Annotated in this window: 13 protein-coding genes and 1 pseudogene; all 14 read left to right on the forward strand. The window is 61.9% G+C overall.

Going from position 1 to position 18,998, the window contains the following annotated elements:
• Positions 1–117 precede the first annotated feature (117 nt).
• Entirely contained in the window at positions 118–1,821 is a 1,704-nt protein-coding gene (gene hutU / locus P2T68_RS03230) for a urocanate hydratase (RefSeq protein ID WP_277379058.1), read from the forward strand.
• Between the two features lie 140 nt (positions 1,822–1,961).
• Positions 1,962–3,422, forward strand: a complete 1,461-nt coding sequence (locus tag P2T68_RS03235; RefSeq protein ID WP_024072912.1) for a cytosine permease — start codon at positions 1,962–1,964, stop codon at positions 3,420–3,422.
• Positions 3,423–3,491: 69 nt separating this feature from the next.
• On the forward strand, positions 3,492–4,457 hold the full coding sequence (locus P2T68_RS03240) for an ABC transporter substrate-binding protein (RefSeq protein ID WP_024072913.1): 966 nt from the start codon (positions 3,492–3,494) through the stop codon (positions 4,455–4,457).
• A 71-nt stretch (positions 4,458–4,528) separates the two neighbouring features.
• Positions 4,529–5,380, forward strand: coding sequence for a proline/glycine betaine ABC transporter permease (locus P2T68_RS03245; RefSeq protein WP_017738813.1), 852 nt, complete (start codon positions 4,529–4,531; stop codon positions 5,378–5,380).
• Positions 5,377–6,201 carry a glycine betaine/L-proline ABC transporter ATP-binding protein gene (locus tag P2T68_RS03250; RefSeq protein ID WP_024072914.1) on the forward strand — a complete coding sequence of 275 codons (825 nt, stop codon included), beginning with the start codon at positions 5,377–5,379 and terminating at the stop codon, positions 6,199–6,201. The genes P2T68_RS03245 and P2T68_RS03250 overlap by 4 nt, the downstream gene beginning before the upstream one ends.
• Positions 6,202–6,344: 143 nt before the next feature.
• A complete protein-coding gene (hutH, locus tag P2T68_RS03255; RefSeq protein WP_277379732.1) occupies positions 6,345–7,868 on the forward strand; it encodes a histidine ammonia-lyase in 1,524 nt (507 codons plus the stop codon).
• Between the two features lie 25 nt (positions 7,869–7,893).
• Complete coding sequence (hutH, locus tag P2T68_RS03260) at positions 7,894–9,426, forward strand: histidine ammonia-lyase (RefSeq protein WP_024072916.1); 1,533 nt, start codon at positions 7,894–7,896, stop codon at positions 9,424–9,426.
• A 145-nt stretch (positions 9,427–9,571) separates the two neighbouring features.
• Positions 9,572–10,777, forward strand: a complete 1,206-nt coding sequence (gene hutI / locus P2T68_RS03265; protein WP_069075079.1) for an imidazolonepropionase — start codon at positions 9,572–9,574, stop codon at positions 10,775–10,777.
• A gap of 11 nt (positions 10,778–10,788) precedes the next feature.
• Positions 10,789–11,592, forward strand: a complete 804-nt coding sequence (gene hutG / locus P2T68_RS03270; protein ID WP_069075078.1) for an N-formylglutamate deformylase — start codon at positions 10,789–10,791, stop codon at positions 11,590–11,592.
• Positions 11,593–11,853: 261 nt separating this feature from the next.
• A complete protein-coding gene (gene pip, locus P2T68_RS03275; protein ID WP_024072919.1) occupies positions 11,854–12,825 on the forward strand; it encodes a prolyl aminopeptidase in 972 nt (323 codons plus the stop codon).
• Entirely contained in the window at positions 12,822–13,259 is a 438-nt protein-coding gene (gene dtd, locus P2T68_RS03280) for a D-aminoacyl-tRNA deacylase (protein ID WP_024072920.1), read from the forward strand. The genes pip and dtd overlap by 4 nt, the downstream gene beginning before the upstream one ends.
• A 266-nt stretch (positions 13,260–13,525) precedes the next feature.
• Positions 13,526–15,262 (forward strand): glucan biosynthesis protein G, encoded by a 1,737-nt coding sequence (locus tag P2T68_RS03285; RefSeq protein ID WP_041161080.1) that lies wholly within the window; start codon positions 13,526–13,528, stop codon positions 15,260–15,262.
• A pseudogene (mdoH, locus tag P2T68_RS03290) lies at positions 15,255–17,827 on the forward strand (glucans biosynthesis glucosyltransferase MdoH); the annotation flags it as partial. The gene P2T68_RS03285 and the pseudogene mdoH, both read left to right, overlap by 8 nt.
• A 225-nt stretch (positions 17,828–18,052) precedes the next feature.
• A complete protein-coding gene (locus P2T68_RS03295; protein ID WP_069075075.1) occupies positions 18,053–18,853 on the forward strand; it encodes a transporter substrate-binding domain-containing protein in 801 nt (266 codons plus the stop codon).
• Positions 18,854–18,998 lie beyond the last annotated feature (145 nt).

Consider the following 18,998-nt stretch of genomic DNA (forward strand, 5'->3'; position numbering starts at 1 on the left):
TCCAAAAAAATCCGAACACCTCGCTCAGAAAGTTGGCCGCTTGATTGCATATGCTTGTATGTACAAGTAAAGATGTGTGCGTAAGACTCTCCTTCGCACCGTCCATGTTCGCGCATCATGCCGAGGAGTCCAGCTGTGACCGATTTTTCGAAAGCAAGGCCTACAAAATACCGTGACGTCGAAATCCGTGCCGCCCGCGGTAATAAGCTCACCGCCAAAAGCTGGCTGACCGAAGCGCCGCTGCGCATGCTGATGAACAACCTTGACCCGCAAGTGGCCGAGAACCCGAAAGAACTGGTGGTGTACGGTGGTATTGGCCGTGCAGCGCGCAACTGGGAGTGCTACGACCAGATCGTCGAAAGCCTCACCCACCTGAATGACGACGAAACCCTGCTGGTGCAATCCGGCAAACCGGTCGGCGTGTTCAAGACCCACACCAATGCGCCGCGCGTGCTGATCGCCAACTCCAACCTGGTGCCGCACTGGGCCAGCTGGGAACACTTCAACGAACTGGATGCCAAGGGCCTGGCCATGTACGGCCAGATGACCGCCGGCAGCTGGATCTACATCGGTAGCCAGGGCATCGTCCAAGGCACGTACGAAACCTTCGTCGAAGCCGGTCGCCAGCATTACAACAGCGACCTCAAGGGCCGTTGGGTACTGACCGCCGGCCTCGGCGGCATGGGCGGCGCTCAACCACTGGCCGCAACCCTGGCTGGCGCCTGCTCGTTGAACATTGAATGCCAACAGGTCAGCATCGATTTCCGCCTGAACAGCCGTTACGTCGACGAACAAGCCACTGACCTCGACGACGCCCTGGCGCGCATTGCCAAGTACACCAAAGAGGGCAAGGCGATTTCCATCGCCCTGCTGGGTAACGCCGCCGAAATCCTGCCGGAACTGGTCAAGCGCGGCGTGCGTCCGGACATGGTCACCGACCAGACCAGCGCCCACGACCCGCTCAACGGTTACCTGCCGGCCGGTTGGACCTGGGACGAATACCGCGCCCGCGTCAAGACCGAACCGGCGGCCGTGATCAAGGCCGCCAAGCAGTCGATGGCCGTGCACGTCAAAGCCATGTTGGAATTCCAGAAGCAAGGCATCCCGACCTTCGACTACGGCAACAACATCCGCCAGATGGCGCAGGAAGAGGGCGTGGAAAACGCGTTCGACTTCCCAGGCTTCGTACCGGCGTATATCCGCCCGCTGTTCTGCCGTGGCATCGGCCCGTTCCGTTGGGCGGCGCTGTCCGGTGACCCGCAGGACATCTACAAGACCGACGCCAAGGTCAAGGAGCTGATCCCCGACGACGCCCACCTGCACAACTGGCTGGACATGGCGCGCGAGCGCATCAGCTTCCAGGGCCTGCCGGCGCGTATCTGCTGGGTTGGCCTGGGCCAGCGCGCCAAGCTGGGCCTGGCGTTCAACGAAATGGTGCGCAGCGGTGAGCTGTCGGCACCGGTCGTGATCGGCCGTGACCACCTGGACTCCGGCTCGGTGGCCAGCCCCAACCGCGAAACCGAAGCCATGCAGGACGGTTCCGACGCCGTGTCCGATTGGCCTCTGCTCAACGCCTTGCTCAACACCGCCAGCGGCGCGACCTGGGTTTCGCTGCACCACGGCGGCGGCGTGGGCATGGGCTTCTCCCAACACTCCGGGATGGTAATCGTCTGTGACGGCACCGACGAAGCCGCTGAGCGGATTGCTCGCGTACTGCACAACGACCCGGCCACCGGGGTGATGCGTCATGCCGATGCGGGTTACCAGATCGCGATCGACTGCGCCAAAGAGCAGGGGCTGAACCTGCCGATGATCAAGTAACCGATGTGGGAGGGGGCTTGCTCCCGATGGTGGTGTATCAGCCAATAGGTCTGGCGACTGACCCACTGCCATCGGCAGCAAGCCCCCTCCACATGTGATCGGCGGCGAACCCAAAACAATCCATCAGAGGTTGAACACCCATGGCTGCAAATGATGCGCGTGCAAGCACCACCCCGTTGATCGAAAGGCGTTCGATCGACTACATCCCGGAAGCGGAAAGACACGGTCGTCTATTGAGCCAGTTCACCCTGTGGCTGGGTGCCAACCTGCAGATCACTGCGATCGTCACCGGGGCCCTGGCCGTGGTGCTGGGCGGTGATGTGTTCTGGTCGTTGATCGGCCTGCTGATCGGTCAACTGCTGGGCGGTGGCGTGATGGCGTTGCATGCGGCCCAAGGGCCCAAGCTGGGCCTGCCGCAGATGATCTCCAGCCGGGTGCAATTCGGTGTGTATGGCGCGGCGATCCCGATCGTACTGGTCTGCTTGATGTACCTCGGTTTCACCGCGACGGGCACGGTGCTTTCCGGTCAGGCGCTGGGCCAATTGTTCGGTGTCAGCGACAGCGTCGGGATCCTGGCCTTCGCCAGTGTCATCGTGCTGGTCACGGTGCTCGGTTATCGGGTGATCCACTTTATCGGCCGCGTTGCCAGCGTCATTGGCGTGATTGCCTTTGTCTACCTGTTCAGCCGTCTGATGAGCCAGGCCGACGTTGGTGCGCTCCTGCAAATCCGCCACTTCAGTTGGAGCAGCTTCCTGCTGGCGGTGTCGCTCGCGGCATCCTGGCAAATCGCCTTCGGCCCTTACGTGGCGGACTATTCACGCTACCTGCCGAGCACGACGTCCTCGGTGAAAACCTTTCTGGCGGCCGGTGCCGGTTCGGTGGTTGGCGCACAGGTGGCGATGATCCTCGGCGTGTTTGCCGCGGCCATGTCCAACGGGCAATTTGCCGGTCATGAAGTGGCCTACATCGTAGGTCTGGGTGGTGCGGGGGCCTCGGCTGCGCTGCTGTACTTCAGCATCGCGTTCGGCAAGGTCACCATCTCCACGCTGAACTCCTACGGCAGCTTCATGTGCATCGCGACCATCATCAGCGGCTTTCGGGGTCGCCTGGAGGTCACGCGCTTGCAGCGTCTTGTGTTCGTGCTGGCCATCGTTGGCGCGGCGACCCTGATCGCCTTGCTTGGCCAGCACTCGTTCCTCGGTGCATTCAAGTCTTTCATCCTGTTCCTGCTGGCGTTCTTTACGCCTTGGAGTGCGATCAACCTGGTCGACTACTACTGCATCACTCGTGATCGCTATGACGTGTCGGCGCTGGCCGATCCGAACGGTCGCTACGGCCGTTGGAACCCGGTCGGTATCAGCGTCTACGTATTCGGGGTGCTGGTGCAATTGCCATTCATCTCCACCAAGTTCTACACCGGCCCGCTGGTGGCGGCCCTGGGGGATGTGGACATTTCCTGGATCATCGGCCTGGTACTTCCCGCCGCGCTGTACTACTGGGCGGCAAAAAAATGGCCCAGATCGATGCCTGAACACCTGATCCTGCCGCTAGAGCAGGGCGCTGTACCAACGACGACAAACGGGCTGGTTGCACAGGCCTGAGGGGACGTGGACAGGGCAGGATGCCTAATGACTGCCGTAATCCATTTCATGATTGGGAGCGTCACAACAATGAAAATGCACAAGACCCTGTTGGCCACCGTATTCTCCGCGGGCTTGCTGGCCACTGCTGGCGCCCAGGCGGCCGGTTGGTGTGAATCCGGTAAACCGGTGAAGTTCGCCGGCCTGAACTGGGAAAGCGGCATGTTGCTCACCGACATCCTGCAAACCGTTCTGGAAAAAGGCTACGACTGCAAAACCGATAGCCTGCCCGGCAACTCCATCACCATGGAAAACGCCCTGAGCAGCAACGATATCCAAGTGTTTGCCGAAGAGTGGGTTGGCCGCAGCGAAGTGTGGAACAAGGCCGAGAAGGCCGGCAAAGTCGTCGGCGTCGGTGCGCCGATTGTGGGCGCTATCGAAGGCTGGTACGTGCCGCGCTATGTGGTCGAAGGTGATGCCAAGCGCAAGCTGGAACCCAAGGCGGCGGGCCTGAAAAACATCGCCGACCTGGCCAAGTACGCCTCTGTGTTCAAAGACCCGGAAGAGCCCTCCAAGGGCCGTTTCTACAACTGCCCGGCCGGCTGGACCTGCGAGCTGGACAACAGCGAAATGCTCAAGAGCTACGGCCTGGAAAGCAGCTACACCAACTTCCGTCCAGGCACCGGCCCGGCGTTGGATGCCGCGGTGCTGTCGAGCTACAAGCGTGGCGAACCGATCCTGTTCTACTACTGGTCGCCGACACCGCTGATGGGCCAGGTCGACCTGGTGAAACTGGAAGAAAAACCGGGTGTGGATAAAAGCGTGAGCATCAAGGTCGGCCTGTCCAAGACCTTCCACGAACAAGCCCCGGAACTGGTGGCTGTGCTGGAAAAAGTCAACCTGCCCATCGACCTGCTGAACCAGAACCTGGGGCGCATGGCCAAGGAGCGAATTGAGTCGCCGAAACTGGCGAAAATTTTCCTCAAGGAACATCCTGAAGTCTGGCACGCCTGGGTGAGTGAAGACGCAGCCAAGAAAATCGACGCGGCCTTGTAGGTCAAGTGTGCACGGCTACCCTGAGGGGTAGCCGGGCGCCTGGCCACAACCCACTGGATCGAGAGCACGCTATGTTTCCTGAGAGTTTTACGTTTTCCATTGCCGACTGGGTCAACGGTTGGGTGGACTCACTGGTCACCAATTACGGCGATGTGTTCCGGCACATCTCCGACACCCTGCTGTGGGCCATCGTCAACCTGGAAGGGTTGCTGCGTGCAGCTCCCTGGTGGCTGATGCTGGCCATCGTCGGCGGTGTTGCCTGGCATGCCACCCGCAAAGTGCTGACCACGGCGGTGATCGTCGGCTTGCTGTTCCTGGTGGGCGCGGTCGGCCTGTGGGACAAGCTGATGCAGACCCTGGCGCTGATGATGGTCGCCACGGTGATCTCGGTGCTGATCGGCATTCCGCTGGGCATTTTGTCGGCACGCAGCAATCGCCTGCGTTCGGTGCTGATGCCGCTGCTCGATATCATGCAAACCATGCCCAGCTTCGTGTACCTGATCCCGGTGCTGATGCTGTTCGGCCTGGGCAAGGTGCCGGCGATCTTCGCCACAGTGATCTACGCCGCGCCGCCGCTGATTCGCCTGACCGACCTGGGGATTCGCCAGGTCGACGGCGAAGTCATGGAAGCCATCAACGCCTTTGGTGCCAACCGCTGGCAGCAACTGTTCGGCGTGCAACTGCCGCTGGCCCTGCCGAGCATCATGGCCGGTATCAACCAGACCACCATGATGGCGTTGTCGATGGTGGTGATCGCCTCGATGATCGGCGCCCGTGGCCTGGGCGAAGACGTGCTCGTCGGCATCCAGACCCTCAACGTCGGTCGTGGCCTGGAAGCCGGACTGGCGATCGTGATTCTCGCAGTGGTCATCGACCGCATTACCCAGGCCTATGGTCGTCCACGGCATGAGGCGAGCAAATGACTACTGTCAGCAAAATCGAAGTAAAAAACGTCTTCAAGATCTTCGGCGCGCGCTCCAAGGAGGCGCTGTCGTTGATCGGCCAGGGCAAGACCAAGGATCAAGTGCTGGCCGAGACCGGTTGCGTGGTCGGCGTTAACGATTTGTCCCTGAGCATCGGTACCGGTGAGATCTTCGTGATCATGGGCCTGTCGGGCTCGGGCAAATCCACGCTGGTGCGCCACTTCAATCGCCTGATCGACCCCACCAGCGGTGCGATCCTAGTCGACGGTGAAGACATCCTGCAACTGGACATGGATGCCCTGCGCCAATTCCGTCGGCACAAGATCAGCATGGTGTTCCAGAGCTTCGGCCTGTTGCCCCACAAGAGCGTGCTCGACAACGTCGCCTATGGCCTCAAGGTGCGCGGCGAAACCAAGCAAGTCTGTACCGAACGCGCACAGCACTGGGTCGAAACCGTGGGCCTCAAGGGCTACGAAAACAAATACCCGCACCAGCTCTCCGGCGGTATGCGCCAACGTGTGGGCCTGGCCCGCGCCCTGGCGGCCGACACCGACATCATCCTGATGGACGAAGCCTTCAGCGCCCTCGACCCGCTGATTCGCGCCGAGATGCAGGACCAGTTGCTCGAGCTGCAAAAGACCCTGCACAAGACCATCGTATTCATCACCCACGACCTCGACGAGGCCGTGCGTATCGGTAACCGCATCGCGATCCTCAAGGACGGCAAGCTGATCCAGGTCGGCACGCCGCGGGAGATCCTGCACTCGCCGGCGGATGAGTATGTGGATCGGTTTGTTCAGCGGCGGGCGGCGGTGGTCTGATCCTGGATGTGTGGGAAGGCTGCTGGCCCTATCGGGGGCAAGCCCCCTCCCACATTTTGAATTGTGAACACCTTCAAAGGTGGGAGGGGGCTTGCCCCCGATAGGGCCGGTAAGGCTGCACAAGAATTGAAGAAGGTATGAAGATGTCCCAGGCAGCAAAAATCATCATCGCCGACACCCTCCTGCGCTGGCAGGACGTGGTCGCCGTCGCCCGTCACGGCGCGGTGCTCCAACTCTCCGGCCAGGCCTGGGCGCGGATCGACAATGCCCAGGCCATCGTGCAGCGCATCGTCACCAGCGGCGAACGCGCCTACGGCGTGAACACCGGGCTGGGCGCGTTGTGCAACGTGTCGCTTGAGGGCGAGCAACTGAGCCAGTTGTCGCGCAATACCCTGTTGAGCCACGCCTGTGGCGTCGGCCCGGTACTCAGCGACGAGCAGACCCGCGCGATCATCTGTGCGGCCGTCATCAACTACAGCCACGGCAAATCCGGCCTGCATCCGCAGGTGGTGCATTCGCTGCTGGCGCTGCTCAACCACGGCATCACGCCGCAAGTACCGTCCCAGGGCTCGGTGGGTTATCTGACCCATATGGCCCATGTCGGTGTGGCGCTGCTGGGCGTCGGTCATGTGAGCTATCGCGGTCAGGTCGTCCCGGCGCAACAGGCCCTGGACCAAGAAGGTTTGCAGCCGGTGGTACTCGGCGCCAAGGATGGCCTGTGCCTGGTCAACGGCACGCCGTGCATGACCGGCCTGAGTTGCATGGCCCTGGCCGATGCTCACCACCTGCTGCAATGGGCCGATGTGATCGGCGCCATGAGTTTCGAGGCCCTGCGTGGCCAGATCGATGCGTTCGACGAAGAAATCATTGCCCTCAAGCCTCACCCCGGCATGCAGCAGGTCGGTATCAACCTGCGCGCGTTGCTCGATGGCAGTGAAGTGATCGCCAGCAGCAAAGGCATCCGCACCCAGGACGCTCTGAGCATCCGCTCGATCCCGCAGATCCACGGTGCGGCGCGCGATCAGCTGGAGCACGCGACCCGCCAGATCGAGACCGAACTCAACAGCGCCACCGACAACCCACTGGTACTCGGTACGCCGGACAACTACCGCGTAGTGTCCCAGGCCAACCCTCACGGGCAGTCCGTGGCGCTGGCTGCCGATATGCTCGCCATCGCCATGGCCGAAATCGGCTCGGTGGCCGAGCGCCGTCTCGACCGCCTGATCAACCCCCACGTCAGCGGCCTGCCGGCGTTTCTGGTGAGCAACCCCGGGGTCAACTCCGGGATGATGATCGTGCAGTACGTCGCCGCTTCGTTGTGCGGGCAAAACCGCCAGCTGGCGCAACCGGCGGTACTCGACAACTTCGTCACGTCGGGCCTGCAGGAAGACCATTTGAGCATGGGCACCAATGCCGCGCTCAAGCTGCACCAGGTGCTGGCCAACGTCACTCAGATCCTCGCCATCGAGTACCTGCTGGCGGCCCAGGCATTCGAATTCCTCAAGGGCCAGCGCTTCGGCGCGGGCACCGACAGCGCCTGGCGCCTGTTGCGTGAACACGTGCCACCGTACGAGCAGGATCGCTGGCTGGCGCCGGACATCGCCACCGCCGCCGCGCTGCTCAAGAACACCGCTTTGCTGCACCCGGTTTTTCCCGAATTGCACTGAACAATAATTCACAAGGAGCACGAATGTGACTGCGCTAAACCTGATTCCAGGCCAACTGAGCCTCGCCCAACTGCGGGCCATCTACCAGCAGCCGGTAACCCTCAGCCTGGATGACAGTGCCTCGGCCCAGATTGAAGCCAGTGTCGCCTGCGTGGAACAGATTCTCGCCGAGAACCGCACTGCCTACGGCATCAACACCGGTTTCGGCCTGCTGGCCTCGACCCGCATTGCCAGCGAAGACCTGGAAAACCTCCAGCGCTCCCTGGTGCTGTCCCATGCCGCAGGCGTCGGTGAGCCCATCAGCGATGCGCTGGTGCGGCTGGTCATGGTGCTCAAGGTCAACAGCCTGAGCCGTGGCTTTTCCGGGATTCGCCGCCAGGTCATCGACGCACTGATCGCGCTGATCAACGCCGAGGTGTACCCGCATATTCCGCTGAAAGGTTCGGTCGGTGCGTCCGGCGACTTGGCGCCCTTGGCCCATATGTCCCTGGTGCTGCTCGGCGAAGGCAAGGCGCGCCACAAGGGCGAATGGCTGGAGGCGACCGACGCGCTGAAAGTCGCCGGCCTCACGCCGCTGACCCTGGCCGCCAAGGAGGGGCTGGCGCTGCTCAACGGCACCCAGGTGTCCACTGCCTACGCCTTGCGCGGCCTGTTCGAAGGTGAAGATCTGTTCGCCGGCGCCCTGGCCTGTGGCGGCCTCACCGTGGAAGCGGTGCTGGGTTCGCGTTCGCCGTTCGATGCGCGTATCCACGCAGCCCGTGGCCAGCGAGGGCAGATCGACTCGGCGGCGGCTTATCGCGACCTGCTCGGCGACAGCAGCCAGGTGTCGCAGTCGCACCAGAATTGCGACAAGGTGCAGGACCCGTACTCCCTGCGCTGCCAGCCACAGGTCATGGGCGCCTGCCTGACCCAGTTCCGCCAGGCCGCCGACGTGCTGGTGATCGAAGCCAACGCCGTGTCAGACAACCCGCTGGTCTTCGCCGCGGAAGGCGACGTGATCTCCGGCGGCAACTTCCACGCCGAACCGGTGGCCATGGCTGCTGACAACATGGCGCTGGCCATCGCTGAAATCGGTTCCCTGAGCGAGCGCCGTATCTCGTTGATGATGGACAAGCACATGTCGCAACTGCCGCCGTTCCTGGTGGGCAATGGCGGGGTGAACTCCGGCTTCATGATTGCCCAGGTGACCGCCGCGGCACTCGCCAGCGAGAACAAGGCGCTGGCCCATCCCCATAGCGTCGACAGCCTGCCGACCTCGGCCAACCAGGAAGACCACGTGTCCATGGCGCCGGCGGCCGGCAAGCGCCTGTGGGAAATGGCCGAGAACGTGCGCGGTATCTTGGCGGTTGAATGGCTGGCCGCCTGCCAGGGCCTGGACCTGCGCGAAGGCCTGAAAACCTCGCCGAAACTGGAAAAGGCCCGTGGCATCCTGCGCGCCAAGGTGGCGTTCTACGACAAGGACCGCTTCTTCGCCCCGGACATCATCGCCGCCAGCGAACTGCTCGCCAGCCGCTGCCTGAATGAACTGGTGCCGGCCAAGTTGCTGCCGAGCCTCTAAACACACCACACCCCCCTGTAGGAGCGAGCTTGCTCGCGAAAAACTCAAGGACACCGCATTCATCCAGGATGCACGCGTTATCGCTGACGTCCTTCGCGAGCAAGCTCGCTCCTACAGGGATCAGGGATCACATCGGGAGCCGTTGATGAAAACCCTTTGGCAGCACTGCCACGTTGCAACCATGGCCCAAGGCAAATACTCGATCATCGAGGATGCCGCGATGGTCACCGTGGGTTCGCTTATCGAGTGGATCGGCCCGCGCAGCCAAGTGCCCACGCTGGACTATGCCCAGGTGCATGACCTGCAAGGCGCCTGGGTGACTCCCGGGCTGATCGACTGCCACACCCACACGGTGTTCGGCGGCAACCGCAGTGGCGAATTCGAGCAGCGCCTTGAAGGCGTGAGCTATGCCGAGATCGCCGCCCAGGGCGGCGGTATCGCCAGCACCGTGCGCGCCACGCGCGCCGCCAGCGAAGACGAATTGTTCGAAAGCAGCCGCAAGCGCCTGTGCAGTTTGCTGCGCGATGGCGTGACCACGGTGGAGATCAAATCCGGCTACGGCCTGGACCTGGCCAGCGAACGCAAGTTGCTGAGGGTGATTCGCCGCCTCGGTGATGCGCTGCCGGTCAGCGTGCGCGCCACCTGCCTGGCGGCCCACGCCTTGCCACCGGAGTACAAGGACCGCGCCGACGACTACATCGATCACATCTGCACCGAGATGCTGCCGGCGCTGGCCGCCGAAGGGCTGGTGGACGCGGTGGATGCCTTCTGCGAATACCTGGCGTTTTCGCCCGAACAAGTCGAGCGCGTGTTTAAAGTCGCCCGGCAACTCGGCCTACCGGTCAAGCTGCACGCCGAGCAACTGTCATCGCTGCACGGTTCGAGCCTGGCGGCGCGTTACCAGGCGCTGTCGGCGGATCACCTGGAGTTCATGACCGAAGACGACGCCATCGCCATGGCCGCGTCCGGTACCGTCGCAGTCTTGCTGCCGGGGGCGTTCTACTTCCTGCGCGAAACCCAGTTGCCGCCCATGGATGCCCTGCGCCGGCACGGCGTGAAAATCGCCATCGCCAGTGACCTCAACCCCGGTACCTCGCCGGCGTTGTCGGTGCGGTTGATGCTGAACATGGCCTGCACCCTGTTCCGCATGACCCCGGAAGAAGCCCTGGCCGGCGCCACGCAACACGCGGCCACCGCCCTGGGCATGGGCGATACCCATGGCTCGCTGGAAGTGGGCAAGGTTGCCGACTTTGTGGCCTGGCAGATCGATCGCCCCGCCGACCTGGCCTATTGGCTGGGCGGCGAGCTGGATAAACGCGTCGTGCGCCACGGCGTCGATATCAATGTTTAAGGAGTACCGTTGTGGATAAGGTTCTGAGCTTCAAACAAGGCCGCGTGCCGCTGCTGATCAGCATGCCCCACGCCGGGTTGCGCCTCACGCCCGCGGTCGAAGCCGGTTTGATCCCCGAGGCGCAAAGCCTGCCGGACACCGACTGGCACATTCCGACCCTGTATGACTTTGCCGAGGAACTGGGCGCCAGCACCTTGGCGGCGCAGTACTCGCGCTTTGTCATCGACCTCAACCGGCCGTCCGACGACAAGCCGCTGTACGCCGGCGCCACCACCGGCCTGTACCCGGCGACGCTGTTCGATGGCGTGCCGTTGTTCCGTGAAGGGCTGGAACCGAGCGCGACCGAACGCGCCAACTACCTGCAAAAGGTCTGGGGCCCGTACCACCGCACACTGCAAGAGGAACTGGCCCGCCTCAAGGCTGAGTTCGGCTATGCGCTGCTGTTCGATGCGCATTCGATCCGCTCGGTAATCCCCCACCTGTTCGACGGCAAGCTGCCGGACTTCAACCTGGGCACCTTCAACGGCGCCGCCTGTGATCCGGAGCTGGCCAGCCAGCTCGAGGCCATCTGTGCCACTTATCCACAGTACACCCACGTCTTGAACGGGCGCTTCAAGGGCGGCCATATCACCCGCCATTACGGCAACCCGGCGCAGGATATCCACGCCGTGCAGCTGGAGTTGTGCCAGAGCACCTATATGGAAGAGTTCGAGCCGTTCCGCTATCGCCCGGATCTGGCCGAACCGACGCGGGTGGTGTTGAAGCAGTTGCTGCAAGGGCTGCTAGCGTGGGGGAAACAGCGTTATTCAAAGTAATTGAAGTGCGAGCTCTCGGGGGCGTGGGCACTGTGCTGTACCTCGGCAAAGGGCTGGTCCACGCTCGTTTGCGGGCCCAGGGCCAGGCGGCTGAGGTCGATCCGTTGTATCGCTGTCTGTTCCAGTACTTACATGGCGAACGGCTGACACCGGTCTAAGTACTCAAGGACATGCTCATTGCACAATTCGGGTTTATAGTGCCAGACGGCAAAATAAAAGACGTCCCACCAGGGATGAACCCGACCCCTTATGGAGCGCGCAATGCAGACTTGGTACCCGCAGATCAAACCCTACGCCCGGCACGATCTGGCCGTTGATGCCATTCACACGCTGTATGTCGATGAAAGTGGCTCCCCCGAAGGCTTGCCTGTGGTCTTCATCCACGGTGGCCCAGGCTCAGGTTGCGACGCCCAGAGCCGCTGCTATTTCGATCCGAACCTGTACCGCATCGTCACATTCGACCAACGTGGCTGCGGCCGCTCTACACCCCGCGCCAGCCTGGAAAACAACACCACCTGGGACCTGGTCGCCGACCTCGAGCGCATCCGCGAGCACCTGGGCATCGACAAATGGGTGCTGTTTGGCGGCTCCTGGGGCTCGACCCTGGCCCTGGCCTACGCGCAAACCCACCCCGAGCGCGTGCATGGCCTGATCGTGCGCGGCATTTTCCTCGCCCGCCCGCAGGACATCGAGTGGTTCTACCAGGCCGGCGCCAGCCGCCTGTTCCCGGATTACTGGCAGGACTACATCGCGCCGATTCCTGCCGATGAGCGTCACGACATGATCGCGGCCTATCACAAGCGCCTGACCGGCAACGACCAGATCGCCCAGATGCACGCGGCCAAGGCCTGGTCCGGCTGGGAAGGTCGCATGCTGGGCCTGTGCCCGAGCCCGCAGCATGTGGAGCGTTTCTCCGAGCCGCAACGCGCACTGTCCATTGCGCGTATCGAGTGCCATTACTTCACCAATAACTCCTTCCTGGAGCCCAACCAACTGATTCGCGACATGCATAAGATCGCCCATCTGCCTGGCGTAATCATCCATGGGCGCTACGATATGATCTGCCCTCTGGATAACGCTTGGGAGTTGCATCAGGCGTGGCCCAACAGCGAACTGCAGGTGATCCGCGAGGCTGGCCATGCGGCGTCCGAGCCCGGTATTACGGATGCTCTGGTCCGCGCGACCGGCGAAATGGCGCGACGCCTGCTCGACCTGCCACCAGAAGAAGCATGAAGGGCCTGTTGCAGCGGGTGCGTGGCGCCCGTGTCGAAGTCGCAGGCGAAATCGTAGGGGCGATCGACCAGGGTTTGCTGGTGCTGGTGGCCGTTGAGCCATCGGATACACGCGAGAGTGCCGACAAACTCCTGCACAAGCTGCTTAACTACCGGGTATTCAGCGACGACGAGGGCAAGATGAACCGTTCGCTGAAGGATATCGGCGGCGGTTTGCTGCTGGTGTCGCAGTTCACCCTGGCGGCTGACACCAGGAGCGGGCTGCGGCCAAGCTTCTCCACGGCGGCGCCTCCCGCCTTGGGAGCGGCGCTTTTTGAGCACTTGTTGTCACAAGCGCAACAATTGCATGGCACGGTGGCGTCGGGGCGTTTTGGTGCGGATATGCAGGTGCATTTGGTCAATGATGGCCCTGTGACCTTCCTCCTACAGACATGAATGTATTAAAAACGACTTTAATGCCTAAAAACGCAGGGTTTCGCTACAAATACTTCGTTGTCCCTGATGCGTTGTATCGCGGGCTACTAGATAATCGCGCGCTACGGGGATCAGCGTTGATTGGTCCATTTTTGACTTAGGTAGAGACTTGTCCGATAGCCTCAGGGGAATCATTTTGACCCAGGGGAGTCGGAACAATGCTCGCCAACCTGGCATATAGATAGCTGGCCGTTGGTTTTTTGATCTGTTTTCGGCGAGGGTTGCTCGTGATTGTTAGTCCCTGTAATGCACCAAAATTGTCTGCCAAACGGTTACGAAACGCACTGGTGACGGGCTCCGCCCTGTTTTGCCTGTTCGGCGCGGGTCAACTGTGGGCATTCAGTCTGGACGATGTGTCGGCCAAGGCAAAAGAGCTGGCCGGGCAGAAATACGAAGCTCCGCGCAGCAATCTGCCGAACGAATTCCGCGAAATGAAATTCGCGGACTACCAGAAGATTCGTTTCCGCAACGAAAAAGCCGAGTGGGCCGATCAGAACACCCCGTTCAAACTGTCCTTCTATCACCAGGGTATGCACTTCGATACACCGGTGAAAATCAACGAAGTCACCGCTGACAGCGTCCAGGAAATCAAGTACGACGCGTCGCGTTTCGATTTTGGCGACGTCAAGGTTGATCCCAAGGCCACCGAACAGCTCGGTTATGCCGGTTTCCGTGTGCTGTACCCGATCAACAAGGGCGACAAGCAAGACGAAATCATGACTATGCTCGGCGCCAGCTATTTCCGCGTCGTGGGCAAGGACCAGGTGTATGGCCTGTCCGCCCGTGGCATGGCGATCGATACCGCGCTGCCGTCCGGCGAAGAGTTCCCGCGTTTCACCGAGTTCTGGATCGAACGTCCAAAGCCGGGTGACAAGCACCTGGTGATCTTCGCCCTGCTGGATTCGCCACGCGCCACCGGCGCCTACCGCCTGATCCTGCGCCCGGGCACCGACACCGTGGTCGACGTCAAGTCCCAGATGTTCCTGCGCGACAAAGTCAGCAAGCTGGGGGTTGCCCCGTTGACTTCCATGTTCCTGTTTGGCGCCAACCAGCCATCCAAGGTCCTGAACTACCGTCGCGAACTGCACGATTCCAGCGGCCTGTCGATCCATGCCGGTAATGGCGAGTGGATCTGGCGCCCGCTGAACAACCCTAAACACCTGTCGGTCAGCAACTTCACCGTGGAGAACCCGCGTGGGTTCGGCCTGCTGCAACGCGGCCGCAACTTCAGCCACTACGAAGACCTGGACGACAACTACGACAAGCGCCCAAGCGCCTGGATCGAGCCTGAAGGCGACTGGGGCAAGGGTTCCGTCGACCTGGTCGAGATTCCGACCGCCGATGAAACCAACGACAACATCGTAGCGTTCTGGAGCCCGGCCGAACTGCCGGAAGTCGGCAAGCCGCTGGATGTTGCCTACCGCCTGCACTGGACCCTGGACGACGCCGCGTTCCATTCGCCGGACAGCGCCTGGGTCAAGCAGACCCTGCGTTCGACCGGTGACGTGAAACAATCCAACCTGATCCGTCAGCCCGACGGCAGCGTGGCGTACCTGATCGATTTCGAGGGCCCGTCCCTGAAGAAACTGCTGCCGGACGCGCCTGTGCGCAGCCAGGTGAGTGTGGGTGACAACGCTGAGCTGGTTGAAAACAGCGTGCGCTACAACGAGCACACCAAAGGCTGGCGCCTGACCCTGCGCATGAAGATCAAGGATCCCGGAAAACCCACCGAGATGCGTGCGTCCCTGGTGCAGGACATCGTGCAGCCTGAGCCTGAGCAGGTTTCGACCCAAGTGCTCAAGGCCGACAAGGTCCTGGCCAAGCAGCACGAGAAACAGGCCAAGAAAGACGCGAAAGACAAGGACGCCAAGCAGCCAGAAGCTGCCCCAGCCACACCGGAGCCGATCAAGACCGAGCAAGTCCTGACCGAAACCTGGAGCTATCAGTTGCCTGCCGATGAGTAATTCTCAAGCCCAGCCAGAGACTCTGTCCGAGTATCTGGCGCATCTCCCGATGACCGCTGAGCAGCGTGCCGAACTGGCAGGCTGCACATCCTTCACCGAACTGCACGAGCGTTTGTCGTCTTCGACCTTCGATGCGCCCGTCGACGCCGCCCAGGCGTCGGTCGGCCGCCGGTTGACCCTCAGCACGGCCGAAGAGCTGCAAGACGCCGAAATGCTGGTGCTCGACGCCAGCGGCCGCGTGTGCCTCAAGGCCACGCCGCCGATTCGTCGCACCAAGGTCGTACCGGAGCCATGGCGCACCAATATCCTGGTGCGCGGCTGGCGTCGCCTGACTGGCCGAACCAACCCGCCGAAGCCGCCGAAAGACGAGCGCGTGCTGCCGGCGGCGCGCTGGCGCACCGTGGGGTCGATCCGTCGCTACATCCTGCTGGTACTGATGCTCGGCCAGACCATCGTGGCCGGCTGGTACATGAAAGGCATCATGCCGTACCAGGGCTGGTCGCTGGTCGACTTTGACGAGATCCGCAACCAGACCCTGTTGCAAACCGCCACCCAGGTCCTGCCTTACGCCCTGCAAACCAGCATCCTGATCATGTTCGGGATCCTGTTCTGCTGGGTTTCGGCCGGTTTCTGGACCGCGTTGATGGGCTTCCTTGAACTGCTCACCGGTCACGATAAATACCGTATCTCCGGTAAAAGTGCCGGCAACGAGCCGATTCCCAAGGATGCACGCACCGCGCTGGTGATGCCGATCTGCAACGAAGACGTGCCGCGGGTATTCGCTGGCCTGCGCGCCACGTTCGAGTCGGTCGCGGCCACGGGTGACCTGGACCGCTTCGATTTCTTCGTGCTCAGCGACAGTAACGACGCTGACATCTGTATCGCCGAGCAACAAGCCTGGCTGGACGTGTGCCGCGAAGCCGGTGGCTTCGGCAAGATTTTCTATCGCCGCCGTCGCCGTCGCGTCAAACGCAAGAGCGGCAACCTCGACGACTTCTGCCGTCGCTGGGGCGGTGAATACAAGTACATGGTGGTGCTCGACGCCGACAGCGTGATGAGCGGTGAATGCCTGACCAGCCTGGTGCGCCTGATGGAAGCCACGCCGGATGCCGGGATTATCCAGACCGCGCCACGGGCGTCGGGCATGGACACCCTGTATGCGCGCATGCAGCAGTTCGCCACCCGCGTCTATGGCCCGCTGTTTACGGCTGGCCTGCACTTCTGGCAGTTGGGTGAATCCCACTACTGGGGTCACAACGCAATCATCCGCATGAAGCCGTTTATCGAACACTGCGCCCTGGCGCCGTTGCCAGGTAAAGGTGCGTTCGCCGGTGCGATCCTGTCTCACGACTTCGTCGAAGCCGCGCTGATGCGTCGTGCCGGTTGGGGTGTGTGGATTGCCTACGACCTGCCGGGCAGCTATGAAGAACTGCCGCCGAACCTGCTGGACGAACTCAAGCGTGACCGTCGCTGGTGCCACGGTAACCTGATGAACTTCCGCCTGTTCCTGGTCAAGGGCATGCACCCGGTACACCGTGCCGTGTTCCTGACCGGTGTGATGTCCTACCTGTCGGCGCCGTTGTGGTTCTTCTTCCTGGTGCTGTCGACGGCCCTGCTGGCGGTGAACACCCTGATGGAGCCACAGTACTTCATGGCACCGCGCCAGTTGTACCCGCTGTGGCCGCAATGGCATCCGGACAAGGCGGTGGCGCTGTTCTCCACCACCATTGTGTTGCTGTTCCTGCCAAAGTTGCTGAGCATCATCCTGATCTGGGCCAAGGGCGCGAAAGAGTTCGGCGGCAAGTTCAAGGTGACCCTGTCGATGTTGCTGGAGATGCTGTTCTCCATGCTGCTGGCGCCGGTGCGCATGATCTTCCACACCCGTTTCGTACTGGCCGCGTTCCTCGGCTGGGCCGCGACCTGGAATTCGCCGCAGCGTGACGACGACTCCACCCCATGGGGCGAAGCGATCAAGCGCCACGGTACCCAGACCTTGCTCGGCTTCCTGTGGGCACTGCTGGTGGTGTGGTTGAACCCAAGCTTCCTGTGGTGGCTGGTGCCGATCGTGGGGTCGCTGATGCTGTCGATCCCGGTATCGGTGATTTCCAGCCGGGTCAATCTGGGCCTCAAGTCCCGCGACGAAAGCCTGTTCCTGATCCCTGAGGAATACAATCCGCCGCAGGCGTTGCTGTCTACCGAGAAGTACACCCACGAAAACCGTTGGCACGCCCTCAATGATGGCTTCATACGTTCGGTGGTCGACCCGCAGCAGAACGCCCTGGCCTGCGCCCTGGCGACCTCGCGTCACCGTGAGGCGGAGCCGATCGAGTACCTGCGTGGCGAGCGTGTTCGTCATGCGTTGAAAGTCGGCCCTGCCGGCCTCAACAACGCTGAACGCCTGGCCCTGCTCAGCGACCCGGTCGCCCTGGCTCGCCTGCACGAGCAGGTCTGGAACGATGGGCACGCCGAGTGGCTGGCCGCTTGGCGTAACTCGATCAAGGCCGACCCGCACGCCCCGTTGCTACCGTTGCAACCGGTGGTGTCCCAGGCTCAACCGGCCTGATGCTGAAGCCCTCAGGGGGTTACCCTGAGGGCGTTCACGGCGTCTTCCTACAGCGCCCTCTGTTGCTCCAACCCCTTGTTATTTCGAAACAAAAGACCCCTGTCCAAGGCGTATTGCCGCGGCGACGGGTGGGTTAGCATCGCCCCCCAATCTGACTCGACCACCCAGGTTTACGCGCACTGGCGCTGTAGCGGGTTGTCGTGTGCTCAATGGAACGGGGGTATCTCATGATCAAAAGGTGTTTGTGTGCTGTGTTGCTGGGTGTCGTCGGGTTCTTATACGGTGCTCCGGCCAACGCTGGCGCCATCGACGACGCGGTTCAACGAGGGGTATTGAGGGTCGGCACGACGCCCACCTACGTGCCCTTCGAAATGACCGATAAGCGTGGGCAGATCGTCGGCTTCGAAATCGACTTGCTCCAAGCCATGAGCAAGGCCCTGGACGTCGAGCTGGAGATGGTGCCGGTGCCCTATACCGAACTGCTGCCGGGGCTGATGCAAAAGCAATACGACCTGATCGGCAGCGGCATGACGGTGACCCAGCAGCGCAACCTGAAATTGAACTTCAGCGACTCTTTCATCATTGTCGGCCAGACCGTGTTGCTGCATCCCGACCTTGCCGGCAAGGTCAGCAGTATCGAAGACCTGGATGATGCCGGTTATCGAGTCGTCGCCATCGAGGGGACGACCGGTGAGTTGGCCGCCAGGCGATTCCTTGGAGCGGCGCGGTTACGTACGTTCCCGACGCCGGAAGAAGGCGTGCGTCAGGTGGTAGAGGGCAAGGCCGACGCTTTTATCCACGATGCGCCTTACAACCTGATCGCCATCGCCAAGCCCGAAAACAGCTCGCTGTTGGCCCTGGAGCAGCCTTTCACCTATGAGCCACTGGCGTTCGGCCTGAAAAAAGGCGATTACGACAGCCTCAATTGGATCAACCATTTCCTGAACCAGGTGGCCCAGGACGGGACCTACGATCGTCTGTATGACAAGTGGTTCAAGGACACCGCCTGGATGGCGGAAGTCTACTGAAGTCATAACTGCTTACACATCAATCAATGGCTATTGCCAGGTGGCGAAGTGTCTGCCTCTGCGCTTTGCTGCACCGTTGTAGGGCGTTTCTGACATACCCCGACAACAAATCCCGGTGAAACCTTTGTGACAGGCATCGAGTGGG

It is taken from the genome of Pseudomonas sp. G11 (assembly GCF_029457515.1).
GTDB classification, from domain to species: Bacteria; Pseudomonadota; Gammaproteobacteria; order Pseudomonadales; family Pseudomonadaceae; genus Aquipseudomonas; species Aquipseudomonas gorinensis.